Origin of the sequence: Streptomyces sp. SID14478, from assembly GCF_010548525.1 — a bacterium.
Taxonomy (GTDB): Bacteria; Actinomycetota; Actinomycetes; order Streptomycetales; family Streptomycetaceae; genus Streptomyces.
The window spans coordinates 1-11,902 of the sequence record NZ_JAAGMG010001220.1 but is presented as its reverse complement, the minus strand read 5'-3'; the positions used below and the strand labels follow the sequence as shown (position 1 = coordinate 11,902).

Sequence of the window (11,902 nt, the reverse complement as noted above, 5' to 3'; positions counted from 1 at the left end):
CCCTGGTCACCCTGCCCGCGCCGGTGGACGCGGCCGGCGCCACGGCGACGCTGCTGACCCCGCTCGGCGCACCCGTCGAGGTGCCGGTCGTCGGTGCGGGACGGACCCTCACCGTCGACGCGGAAGTGCCGCACCGGGCCTGGCTTCTTCTGGAGTGGTCGCCTTCGGAGTGACCTGTTCCATTGACGGATGCCCTCCGGACCCCGTATTGGTATACCAAACACGTCGGAGTGCCGGGTCGTCTCGGGAGGGCGTGCGCCAAATGCCCGATTCTGTGGGCGAGTTGCGCAGGTCGAATCCTCACAATCTTTGCGAATGGCTATTGACCGCACTTTCGGTACATCCGTACCGTCACTCCGCGAAGAGGAAGAAACCTTCCTCAATGTGGAAACTTTAGGAGCGCGTCATGGTCGCCGTGCACGAACAGACCTCCACAGCCGCGGCCGGTGCGCCGGACGGGACCAGTCCAGGTCTCTACAGTCCCGACCTCGCCCCCACCCGTAGGGAAGGGCGGCGCTGGGGCGCGTACAACGTGTTCACGCTGTGGGGCAACGACGTGCACAGCCTGGGCAACTACGCCTTCGCCATGGGCCTGTTCGCGCTCGGCATGAGCGTCTGGCAGATCCTCATCGCCTTCGCCATCGCCTCCGCGCTGCTGTTCGGCCTGCTCACGCTCTCCGGCTACATGGGGCACAAGACCGGCGTCCCGTTCCCGGTGATGAGCCGGATCGCGTTCGGCATCCGGGGCGCACAGATTCCGGCGCTGGTGCGCGGCGCGACCGCGATCGCCTGGTTCGGCATCCAGACGTACCTCGCCTCCTCGGTGCTGCGCGCCGTCGTCAAGAAGCTCGCCCCGGGCGCCGCCTCGCTCGACCACAACTCGGTGCTCGGCCTGTCGACGCTCGGCTGGATCACCTTCCTCGCGCTGTGGGTGATCCAGGTCGTGATCGTCAGCTACGGCATGGAGTTGATCCGCAAGTACATGGCGTTCGCCGCGCCCGCCATCCTGATCACGATGTGCGCGCTCGCCGTGTGGATCCTGACGAAGACGGACCTCTCGATCGCCGTCTCCACCGGCAGTGCGCCCACCGGCCTGGGCGCCTGGCGGCAGATCCTGGAGAGCGCCGCCCTGTGGGTCGTCATCTACGGCACCTTCGTGCTGAACTTCTGCGACTTCACCCGCTCCGCCAAGAGCCGCCGCGCCATCGTCGCGGGCAACCTCGTGGGCATCCCGCTCAACATGCTCTTCTTCGCGGGCATCGTCGTCGTGCTGTCCGGCGGCCAGTTCAAGCTCGACGGGCACGTCGTCGCGGGGCCGGAGGACATCGTCGCCACCATCCCCAGCACGCCCCTGATGGTGCTCGCCTCGCTCGCCTTCCTCACGCTGACCATCGCCGTGAACCTGCTGGCGAACTTCGTCGCCCCCATCTACGCCCTGGTCAACCTCTTCCCGCGCAAGCTCGACTTCCGCCGCGCGGGCCTGGTCAGCGCCACCATCGGCCTGGTCATCCTGCCGTGGAACCTCTACAACAGCCCCACCGTCGTCAACTACTTCCTCGGCGGCCTCGGCGCCCTGCTCGGCCCGGCCTTCGGCGTCGTCATGGCCGACTACTGGCTCGTGCGCAGGACCCGCGTGAACGTCCCCGCCCTCTACACCGACGCCGCCGACGGCGACTACCACTACCGGTCCGGCTTCCACCTGCGGGCCGTCGGCGCCTTCGGTCCCGCCGCCGCGGTGGCCGTCGTCGTCGCCCTCGTGCCGGCCTTCACGTCCGTCTCCGGCTTCTCCTGGTTCATCGGTGCGGCGCTCGCGGCGCTGCTCTACGTGGTCCTCGCCGACCGCAGCCGCACGCCGCGCGACGTGGACGGCGAAGCGATCGCCGTCGACGCCGCCTGAGCCGCCCGCAACACGGCAATACCCCTATCAGGGCCCGCAGTTGACGGGCGCGGCATCGTACAGAAAGCAACAGTCACCGGTATGCGCATACTCGTCTGCAACGTCAACACCACCGAGTCGATGACCGAGGCCATCGGGGCGCAGGCGCGGGCCGTCGCCGCGCCCGGCACCGAGATCGTCGCGCTCACCCCGGCGTTCGGGGCCGAGTCCGTCGAGGGCAACTACGAGAGCTACCTCGCCGCCATCGCGGTCATGGAGACGGTGCGCGCCTACCCCGGTCCCTTCGACGCCGTGATCCAGGCCGGGTACGGCGAGCACGGGCGCGAGGGACTCCAGGAGATCCTCGACGTACCCGTCGTCGACATCACCGAGGCGGCCGCCTCCACCGCCCAGTACCTCGGGCACCGCTACTCCGTCGTCACCACCCTCGACCGGGCCGTGCCGCTCATCGAGGACCGGCTCAGGCTGGCCGGGCTCACCGACCGGTGCGCCTCCGTGCGGGCCAGCGGCATGGCCGTCCTCGACCTCGAACGCGACCCGGACGCCGCCGTCGAGGCGATCGTCGAGGAGGCCGCGCGCGCCGTCGAGGACGACCGGGCCGAGGTGATCTGCCTGGGCTGCGGCGGGATGTCCGGGCTCGCCGAGCGGGTCACGGAGCGCACCGGCGTGCCCGTCGTCGACGGTGTCGCGGCGGCCGTCACCGTCGCCGAGTCGCTGGTCCGGCTCGGGCTCACCACGTCCAAGGTGCGCACGTACGCCGCGCCGCGCGACAAGAAGATAAGGAACTGGCCGCCGCACATCGGCGGTTGAGCCGGCTCAGCGGGCCCGGAGCTGTTCGTTCATGAGGAGGAACGCGCCGAGCCCGTGGAGGTCGTTGGTGGCCCGGGGCCTCGCGACGTAGAAGGCGTAGTCGCCGACGTTCGTGCCGACGGAGATGTCGGTCAGGTTCGTCCGCCCGTCCGCCCCGACGGAGATCCTCTGCAGGACGCCGCGGTAACCGCGTTGCGCGACCGCGTCGAAGTGCCGGTCGAGGTAGCCCTGTTGGGCGCCGCGTGACAAGGCGTACGTGAACATGCTGGAGCAGGACGTCTCGGTCCAGTTGTCCGCGTGGTCGCCCTTGTCCATGACCTGGAACCAGCGGCCGCTCGCCGGGTCCTGGGTGCGTTCCAGACCGTCGGCCAGCCTGCGGAGGGAGTCCACCAGGGCGGCCCTGCGCGGCTGGTCGGCGGGGATCGCGTCGAGGACGTTCACGAGCGCCATGGAGTACCAGCCGACGGCCCGGCACCAGTGCTCGGGGGCGAGACCGGTGTCCGGGTCGGCCCAGGACGCGGTGCCCGACTCGTCGTAGGCGTGCTTCAGGAGGCCGCCGGGGACCTGGAGGTGGCGGCCGTACACGTACAGCTGCTCGGCGGCCTCGTCGTCGGCGTACTTCTCGTCGCCGAACTCCTTGCCGTACTCGACGAGGAACGGATTGACCATGTAGACGCCGTCCGCCCACAGTTGGTGGGCGCGGCTGTCCGAGTCGGCGTGCCAGAAGCCGCCGTCGGAGGTGCGCGGGTAGGTGTCGAGGCGGTCGCGGATCTGCCGCGCGGCGATCCGGTAGCGCTCGTCGCCGGTCTCGTGGTGCAAGGCCACGAGGAGCCGCCCGGTCTGCATGCTGTCCAGGCTGTCGAACGACTGGTCGATCGATCCGTCGTCCGCCACGAACCGGTCGACGTAGCTCTTGATGTACGCGAGCAGGTCCGCGTCGTGCGTGCGCCGGTAGACCTGGTACTGGCCGTAGAGGTAGAGGCCGACCGGGTAGTCCCAGCCGCCGATGGTGTCCGGCGTGTAGCGGGCCGTCGTCGAGTCGACCATCGCGGCCGACCAGTCGGTGCGCGCGGCCGGCCGCGTCGTGGGGGACGGGGCCGGGGCGGCGGCCGCGGCGGGCAGGGTGGTCAGGCCGCCGACGGACAGCGTGCCCGCCAACAACAGTGCGTGCAGGCGTTTCATGCGTCTCCTTCACGGTGGGGGAGTGCGAGGGAGTTCTGTTCACGTATGCGCTCTGGGTTCACTGACCTGTAACAGGGTCGCTGTGTGACGGGACGCCGTCAATGGTGCGGCAGTGGGTTCAGCGCCGGGTGAGCCGTACCACCGTGCTCGGCCTGTCGCCCGCGGGCAGCCGCAGCGGCAGGCCGTGCGTGAGCAGCGTGGCGGCGTAGTGCTCCTCGCCGGTCCCGTCGTCGACGTAGACGCCGTGCAGGTCCGCCAGGCGCAGCGCACGGTCGCGGCCCCAGGCGATGACCACCACCTTCTCGCCCGCCCGGTACTGCACGGCGTCGTCCAGGCGGTACTGCTCGCCGAACTGCACCACCGGGCGGATCTCCTTGTAGAGCGCCACCAGCTCGCGGGCCTCGGCCAGTTCGGGTGCGGTCCAGCGCGAGAGGTCGCCGCCGATGCCGAGCGCCCCGGCCATCGCGACGTGGAAGCGGTAGCGCAGCGGGGTGGAGCGCCGGGTGTGCGGATTGGGGCTGTCGGTGGCCCAGGCGGACATGGTGCGGGCCGGGTAGACCTGGCTGTAACCGTGCTGGATGGCGATGCGGTCGTCCGCGTCCGTGTTGTCGGAGATCCAGATCTGGTCGGTGCGGGCCAGCATCCCGAGGTCCGCCCGGCCGCCACCGCCCGCGCAGCCCTCGATCCGCAGCCCGGGATGCGCGCGGCGCAGCCGGTCGAGCACCCCGTAGACGCCCCGGGTGTGGTCGGTCCACAGGCGCTCGCCGTCGGGGTGGCCGGGCCAACCCGCTTCCGTGAGCGCCCTGTTCATGTCCCACTTGAGGAAGTCGATCGCGTGCTCCGACACGAGCCGGTCCAGCCATGTGAACGCCCACTCGGTGACCTCGGGGCGGGCGAAGTTCAGGACCAGCTGGTTGCGCAGTTCGGTACGGCGCCGGTGCGGCATGTGCAGCACCCAGTCGGGGTGTTCGCGGTACAGGTCGCTGTCCGGGTTGGTCATCTCCGGCTCGACCCACAGGCCGAAGCGCATCCCGAGCCCCCGGACCTCCTCGACCAGCGGGCCGAGTCCGTGCGGGAACCGCTCGGGGTTCGGATGCCAGTCGCCGAGTCCGGCACGGTCGCTGGTGCGCTGTCCGAACCAGCCGTCGTCCACCACGAACAGCTCGACGCCCAGTTCCGCGGCGCGCTGTGCCAGGGCCCGTTGCCCCTGCGGCGTGACGTCCCAGCCGGTCGCCTCCCAGCTGTTGTAGACCACGGGGCGCGGCTCGTCGGGCAGCGCCAGCACGTGCCCGGCGACGTACCGGTGCCACCCGCGGCTGGCCGCACCGAAGCCGTCCCGGCTGAACTGCCCCGCGAACACGGGCGTCCGATGGATCTCGCCGGGCTGGAGGCGCCAGGCCAGACCGTCGTGCCCGGCGCCCCCGGTGACGGTGAACGGGCCGCCCGTGTGGTCGCGTTGCGCGGTGATCCGCCAACTCCCCGACCAGGCGAGGACCATGCTCCACACCTCGCCGTGCCCCTCGTCCGCGTCCCCCGCGTCGACCATCACCCACGGGTTCCCGAAGTGCCCGGAGACGCCGCGCCGACTGGTGAACACGGTCTCGGCGCACGGGGCTTCGGTGCGGCGCAGTTTCGTCTCGCCCGACCACTCGCCGACCGTGTGGCTCAGCCGGACGCCCGACGCCGCCGGGACGGACCAGCTCGCGGCGTCGCAGCGCAGGATCTCGACCGGCTCGTCCCCCTCGTCGTCGGTGCCCAAGTGGTGCAAGGTCAGGGAGCGTTCGACGACGTCGCTGTCCGGGTGGACGGCGTAGTGCAGCGTGCAGCCGAGCGGGTAGTGCCGGTCGCGGAGCATCAGGTCGAGCCGGCCGCCGTCGATCTCGTGAGCCTCGTGGACCCACTCGATGCCCCGCGACCCGTCCGCGTAGCGCACGAGCAGCGACGGCACCCCGAAGCGGGCGCCGCCCTCAACGGCCAGCTCCTCGCCGCCCGTTGAGGCGAAGCTGCTGGTCACCCCGTCGTGGGTGGGCAGCGCGGCGGCCTGGCCGAGGGTGAGAGGGGCGCCCCAGTGCACGTGCCGTGGGCTGTCGTCCGCGCCGATGCGCAGCGCGTACGAGGAGGCGGGGGTCGTGAGCAGGAACGTGCGACTGGGCTCGTCGAAGGACACCTGAGACATGAGCCGGAGCCTAGAGGCGAAATCCCTGAATTTAAATATTGACGAAGGAAATTATTGCCCCTACGTTTCCCCCATGTTGCTGAACCGAGCGAAGCTGCTCGCGTCCCCGGCGGCCAACACGGTGTTCACGACAGTGCTCACCCGTGGCCCGGTCGTCCGCCCCGAGATCGCCCGGATCACCGGTCTGTCCTCCGCCGCCGTCACCAAGGCGGTCAAGCCGATGATCGAAGCCGGATACCTGGAGGAACTCCCGCAGGGCCCCCGGACCGTCGAGGGCGCGGGCCGCCCCGCACACCCCCTCGCGGTCCGCCCCGACCGGGAGTTCTTCGTGGGCGTCAAGGTCACCGCCGACGAACTCATCGGCGTGGTCACCGACTTGAGGGCGCAGATCGTCGGCATCGCCCACCGGATCGCGGTGACCGACCGGTCCGTCGAACGGGTCGTAGGGGACATCGCCGCGCTCGTCGCGGAGCTGACCCCCGCGCACGCGGAGCGGACCCACCACATCGGCGTGTCCGTCTCGGGCGACGTGGACCGGCCGGGCGGCGTCGTACGCTACTCGCCGTTCCTCGGCTGGCACGACGTCCCGCTGGCCGAACTGGTGGGCGCCGCAACGGGGTTGGCGGTCACCGTGGAGAACGACGTCAAGGCGCTCACCGTCGCCGAGCAGTGGTTCGGGGAGGGCGTCGGCGCCGACTCCTTCGCGCTGGCCACGGTCGGCGTCGGCATCGGCTGCGCGCTCGTCGTCAACGGCCGCCTGGTGGCCGGGGGTTACGGCGTGGCCGGCGAGATCGGCCACATCCCGGTCGCCGCCGGGACCGGGCCCCACTGCCACTGCGGCGCCCGCGGCTGCGTCGAGGCCATCGCCTCCGAGGAAGCCATCGTCGCCCGCGCCCGGCGTGCCGCCGGCGACCCGGACCTCGACATGGCCGGAGCCATCGACCGCGCCCACGGCGGGGACGCCGCCGTGCGCGCCGTGTTCGACGAGGCGGGCGAGGCCATCGGACTCGGCCTCGCCGCCATGGTCAACCTGGTCGGGCCCGAGCGGGTCGTCGTCTCCGGCGAGGGCGTGGCCGCGTACGACCTCTTCGAGGAGCAGATCCGCGCCGCCTTCACCACCCAGGCCTTCGGGGCCGCCGCCCGCTGCCCGCTCGTGGTGCGCCCGCTGCCCTGGGAGGAATGGGCCCGCGGCGCCGCCGCCGTCAGCATCCAGTCACTGTTCACCGCCTGAGACCGGCCCACCGTCCGACTTCCCGCACCTCCCCGTCCCCGGAAGGACCTCGTCATGACCGCCCGTTCCGCCCTGTCCCGCCGGGGATTCCTCGGCACGTCCCTGCTGTTCGTCGCCGGCGCCGCCGTCGCGTGCTCCAGCAACCCGCAGGAGACCGCGTCCGCCAAGGGCGCCAAGGTCACGCTCACGCAGTGGTACCACCAGTACGGAGAGGAGGGCACCCAGGCCGCGGTGAAGCGGTACGCCGAGGAGTTCACCAAGGCCAACCCGGACATCGCGGTCAACGTCGTGTGGGGCGCCGACACCTCCCAGTACGAGACCAAGCTGAACGCCGCGCTGCTCGGCGCCGACGCTCCCGACGTCTTCGAACTCGGCGACTTCCGCGCCGAGATGGCCCGCAAGGGCCAGCTCGAACCCCTCGACGACGTGTACGGCGCCGCCAAGAGCGGCTTCGTCAAGGCGGACCTCGACTACCTCACCGTCGACGGCAAGATCTACGGCATGAAGACCATCGACGACATCATGATGCTCTTCTACCGCAAGTCGATGCTGAAGAAGGCGGGCGTCAGCGTGCCCACCACCTTCGCCGAACTCGCCGACGCCGCCAAGAAGTTGACCGACGGTGACGTGAAGGGCCTGTTCATAGGCAACGACGGCATCGGCGACAGCCCGTACCTGCTGGCCTGGTCCCAGCGCAAGGACCTCATCGACGGGAAGAAGGTCGTCTACGCGGACGCCGCCACGTCCATCGGCGGCCTGCGCGACCTGCACTCCGACAAGTCGGTGCTGCTCGGCTTCACCACCGACTGGTACGACGCGGGCGCGTTCACCCAGGGCGCCGCCGCCATGCAGTGGTGCGGCCTGTGGGCGCTGCCCGTCGTCGAGAAGGCGCTCGGCGACGACTTCGGGGTCGCCCCCTGGCCGGCCTACGACTCCTCGGGCACGCCCGTCGCCCGGCTCGGCGGCTGGACCCAGGCGGTCAACGCCAAGAGCAAGCACGTCGTGGAGGCCAAGAAGTACCTCCAGTGGCTGTGGGTCAAGCAGGCCGACATCCAGATCGACTGGGCCGTCAAGTACGGCTTCCACGTGCCGCCGCAGACCGAAGTGGCCGCGAAGACACCGGAGTTGAGCAAGGGCCCGGCGAAGGACACCGTCACCATCGGCACCAAGTACGGCATCTCCTTCCCGGCCGAGTGGACGCAGGCCATGCAGGCCGGGTTCATCGCCGCCGCGGCCGACATCGCCAAGGGCTCGGCGCCGCGGAAGGCGCTCGAGAAGGCCCAGTCCAAGGCGCAGTCCGACCTCGACAAGCAGATGGGCTGACCGTCGTGACCGCCACCGGCACCACGCCCTTGCGGGGGAACCGCAAGAGTGCCGCCCCCCGGCCGGCGCGCGCCACGGCGCCGCGCCGCAGGCGCCTGACCGAGCGGGGTTCGAAGATCCTCGCCTTCGTCGTGCTGACCGCACCGATGCTGCTGGGCCTCGCGCTCTTCCGCTACGTCGCCATCGGCTGGAGCTTCCTGCTGAGCTTCAGCGAGGCCCGCCGCACCATCTCCCTCGGTAAATGGGTCGGCCTCGACAACTACAAGGACCTGCTGAGCGACGAGCGGTTCCGCGACTCGCTCACGATGATCGTGCTGTTCACGGCGATGATCGTGCCCGTCACCTTCGCCGCGTCCCTCGGCCTCGCCGTCCTCGTCAACCGCGTGCGGCGCGGCCGGGCCTTCTTCCGCACGGCGTTCCTGCTGCCGGCCGCGGTCAGTTACGTCGCCGCCGCGATGATCTGGAAGATGGCCCTGTTCAGCGGGGTGCCGTCCGGCCTCGCGAACACGCTCGGCGCCCTCTTCGGCGCCGACGCCACCCCCTGGATCCAGACCCAGAGCCCACCCCTGTACTGGATCGTGCTCGTCACGCTGCGTCTGTGGCTGCAGGTCGGCCTCTACATGATCCTCTTCATCGCCGGGCTCCAGTCCATCCCGCCGCACCTGTACGAGGCCGCCTCCCTCGACGGCGCGGGCCCCTGGCGCACCTTCCGCAGCATCACCTTCCCCATGCTGCGCAACACCTCGGTCGCGATCCTGCTGTTGATGCTCATCGCCGCGCTCCAGGCCTTCGACGAGTTCTACGCGATCTTCTCCACCGGCGCCTCGCTGGGCAGCGAGCCCGTGCGCACGCCCCTCATGCACCTGTACGGCGTCGCCCTCCAGGACCAGGACTACGGCGTCGGCTCCGCCGGTGCCTTCCTGCTGACCCTCCTGATCGTGCTGGTCACGCTGCTCCAGGGCCGGATCCTCGGGTTCTCCCGCGACAAGGACTGAACCATGAACCGTATGCGAGGCGGCGTCCTCGGCTCCGCCGCCACCTACCTGGGCCTGTGCCTGATGGCCGTGGTCTTCCTGATCCCGTTCTACGTCCTGCTGCGCAACGCCTTCATGACGACGCCGGAGGTCACCGCCACCGACTGGCACTGGCTGCCCTCCTCGCTGAACTGGGACAACTTCACGTCCCTGTTCGACAACCCGGAGCGCCCGTTCGGCCGCTCGCTCGTCAACTCCCTGCTGATCGCGGTGATCTCGGCCCCCGTGTCGACGCTGCTCGCCTCGATGGCGGGGTACGCGCTGGCCCGGATCCACGTGCCCGGCCGGGGGATCGTCCTCGCGCTGATCGTCGGGACGCTGATGATCCCGCAGGCGGTGACCTTCCTGCCCACCTTCGTCGTCGTCGGCTCCATGGGCGGCGTCAACACGATGTGGGGGCTGATCGCGCCGGGCCTGTTCAACGCGTTCGCCGTCGTCCTCTTCCGCAGCTTCTACCTGTCCTTCCCCGCGGAGATCGAGGAGGCGGGCCGCATCGACGGCCTCAGCTACCTCGGCGTCTACGGACGGATCATCCTGCCCAACTCGGTCACGATGATCGCCTCCCTCGGGGCGCTGTCCTTCATCGAGGCGTGGAACTCCTTCCTCTGGCCGCTGATGATCGGCCAGGACCCCAGCAGCTGGACCGTGCAGATCGCGCTGTCCAGCTTCCTCACGTCCCAGACCGTGAACCTGCCCGAGCTGTTCGCGGGCACGGTCGTGGCGATCCTGCCGCTCGTGATCATGTTCCTGGTCGCCCAGCGCCACATCGTCCAGGGCATCGCGATGTCCGGCCTCAAGTCCTGAATCCCCCCTTTTCCCTGGAGGTACTTCCAGTGATCAGAACCACCCGGCGCGCGGCCGTGATCGCCGCGTGTGCGCTGCCGCTCGCCCTGGCACTGCCCTCCGGCGCCGCCGAGGCACGGACCCCCTACGTCAAACCCTTCATGGGCTGGAGCAGTTGGAGCGTGGAGTCGTCCACGCGCAGCGGCTACGGCACGCACTGGCTCAACGAGGGCAACATCAAGAACGCCGCCGACGCGCTCAGCAGCAAGCTGTCCTCGTCCGGGTACAAGAACCTCAACATCGACGCCGGCTGGGACGCCGACTACGACTGGAACTTCCACTCGGACGCCAACGGCATCCCCAACGCCGATCCCGAGCGCTTCCCCGGCGGCATGCCGGCGCTCTCCGACTACGTCCACGGCAAGGGCCTCAAGCTGGGCCTGTACGGCGGCGCCGGACTCCAGAAGTTCGTGTACGACAAGGACGCGCCGATCCTCGGTACCGACTGCACCACACAGGACATCGTGGTCAAGCCGCTGACCCCCACCAACAAGTGGGAGAGCAACTGGAAGATCGACTGGAGCAACCCCTGCTCCCAGGCCTACATCGACTCGATCGTGGCCCGGTTCGCGTCCTGGGGCGTCGACTTCATCAAGATCGACGGCGTGACGAAGGACAACGTCGACGACATCGAGGCGTGGTCCACCGCCATCGACCACAGCGGCCGCAGCATGTGGCTGACCGCGAGCGCCTGGCCCGTCGACCTGGCCGCCGGGGACGGCCTGAAGGGACACGCGAACGGCGTGCGCGTCGACACCGACGTCGAGTGCTACTGCGAGACCACCAGCAGCTGGACCAGCTCCGTCGACGACCGCTTCACCGACCTGCCCGCGTGGCTGCCCAAGCTGTCCGCCCCCGGCTACCTCGCCGACCTCGACTCCATGCCGATCAACAACAACACCGGCAGCGGGCTCCAGGACGGGCTCACCGACACCGAACGGCAGACCGTCATGTCGTTCTGGTCGATGGCGTCGGCCCCGCTGTACGTCGGCGGCGACATCTACTTCCTCGACGACAAGGCCAAGGCCATCCTCACCAACCCCGAGGTCATCGCCGTCGACCAGAGCGCGGTGCTGCCCCGCCAGGTGCGCTCCGGCGACACGCAGGTGTGGACGAAGAAGGTCGGCGGCGCCACCTACCTCGGCGTCTTCAACCTCGGCTCCTCCGCCACCGACATCAAGGTCGACCTCAAGGACCTCGGCCTGTCCGGCACCCGGAAGGTGCGCGACCTCGTCGACCGCAAGGACCTCGCGGCCGCCTCCGGCTCCTGGACCGCGCCGGCCGTGCCCGCGCACGGATCGCGCCTGATCAAGCTGTCCTGAACCGCCCGCCCGGCGGACCGGGCACGGTGAACGGGGCGGTGCGCGCGGCCCGGGACCGTCGGCCCGGTCCGACGCCCCCGGGCC

At 70.1% G+C, this 11,902-nt stretch carries 9 protein-coding genes; 7 read left to right on the top strand and 2 right to left on the bottom strand.

Annotated elements, in window-relative coordinates:
- Window positions 1-406: 406 nt before the first annotated feature.
- Window positions 407-1,897: an NCS1 family nucleobase:cation symporter-1 gene (locus tag G3I40_RS38985; RefSeq protein ID WP_164559541.1), complete on the top strand. Its 1,491-nt coding sequence runs from the start codon at window positions 407-409 to the stop codon at window positions 1,895-1,897.
- A gap of 81 nt (window positions 1,898-1,978) precedes the next feature.
- A complete protein-coding gene (locus tag G3I40_RS38980; protein WP_164559540.1) occupies window positions 1,979-2,707 on the top strand; it encodes an aspartate/glutamate racemase family protein in 729 nt (242 codons plus the stop codon).
- A gap of 6 nt (window positions 2,708-2,713) precedes the next feature.
- Here the strand turns inward: G3I40_RS38980 and G3I40_RS38975 are convergent, their stop codons facing one another.
- On the bottom strand, window positions 2,714-3,889 hold the full coding sequence (locus tag G3I40_RS38975) for a glycoside hydrolase family 88 protein (RefSeq protein ID WP_164559539.1): 1,176 nt from the start codon (window positions 3,887-3,889) through the stop codon (window positions 2,714-2,716).
- 118 nt (window positions 3,890-4,007) lie between these two features.
- Complete coding sequence (locus G3I40_RS38970; RefSeq protein ID WP_164559538.1) at window positions 4,008-6,065, bottom strand: alpha-galactosidase; 2,058 nt, start codon at window positions 6,063-6,065, stop codon at window positions 4,008-4,010.
- Window positions 6,066-6,138: 73 nt separating this feature from the next.
- On the opposite strand from G3I40_RS38970, the gene G3I40_RS38965 reads away from it, so the two are divergent.
- From G3I40_RS38965 to G3I40_RS38945, 5 genes are read left to right on the top strand one after another with little or no spacing between them, the layout of a single operon-like run.
- Window positions 6,139-7,296, top strand: coding sequence for an ROK family transcriptional regulator (locus G3I40_RS38965; protein WP_203645594.1), 1,158 nt, complete (start codon window positions 6,139-6,141; stop codon window positions 7,294-7,296).
- Window positions 7,297-7,350: 54 nt separating this feature from the next.
- Window positions 7,351-8,619 carry a sugar ABC transporter substrate-binding protein gene (locus tag G3I40_RS38960; protein WP_203645593.1) on the top strand — a complete coding sequence of 423 codons (1,269 nt, stop codon included), beginning with the start codon at window positions 7,351-7,353 and terminating at the stop codon, window positions 8,617-8,619.
- A 5-nt stretch (window positions 8,620-8,624) separates the two neighbouring features.
- Window positions 8,625-9,614, top strand: a complete 990-nt coding sequence (locus G3I40_RS38955; protein ID WP_343245159.1) for a sugar ABC transporter permease — start codon at window positions 8,625-8,627, stop codon at window positions 9,612-9,614.
- Between the two features lie 3 nt (window positions 9,615-9,617).
- Entirely contained in the window at window positions 9,618-10,457 is an 840-nt protein-coding gene (locus tag G3I40_RS38950; RefSeq protein WP_203645592.1) for a carbohydrate ABC transporter permease, read from the top strand.
- Window positions 10,458-10,486: 29 nt separating this feature from the next.
- On the top strand, window positions 10,487-11,818 hold the full coding sequence (locus G3I40_RS38945) for a glycoside hydrolase family 27 protein (protein ID WP_203645591.1): 1,332 nt from the start codon (window positions 10,487-10,489) through the stop codon (window positions 11,816-11,818).
- Window positions 11,819-11,902: the final 84 nt, after the last annotated feature.

Bases quoted from the DNA above. Each gene is read 5' to 3' on its own strand.
- G3I40_RS38985 (WP_164559541.1), top strand. From the start codon at position 407: ATGGTCGCCGTGCACGAACAGACCTCCACAGCCGCGGCCGGTGCGCCG.
- G3I40_RS38980 (WP_164559540.1), top strand. From the start codon at position 1,979: ATGCGCATACTCGTCTGCAACGTCAACACCACCGAGTCGATGACCGAG.
- G3I40_RS38975 (WP_164559539.1), bottom strand. From the start codon at position 3,889: ATGAAACGCCTGCACGCACTGTTGTTGGCGGGCACGCTGTCCGTCGGC.
- G3I40_RS38970 (WP_164559538.1), bottom strand. From the start codon at position 6,065: ATGTCTCAGGTGTCCTTCGACGAGCCCAGTCGCACGTTCCTGCTCACG.
- G3I40_RS38965 (WP_203645594.1), top strand. From the start codon at position 6,139: ATGTTGCTGAACCGAGCGAAGCTGCTCGCGTCCCCGGCGGCCAACACG.
- G3I40_RS38960 (WP_203645593.1), top strand. From the start codon at position 7,351: ATGACCGCCCGTTCCGCCCTGTCCCGCCGGGGATTCCTCGGCACGTCC.
- G3I40_RS38950 (WP_203645592.1), top strand. From the start codon at position 9,618: ATGAACCGTATGCGAGGCGGCGTCCTCGGCTCCGCCGCCACCTACCTG.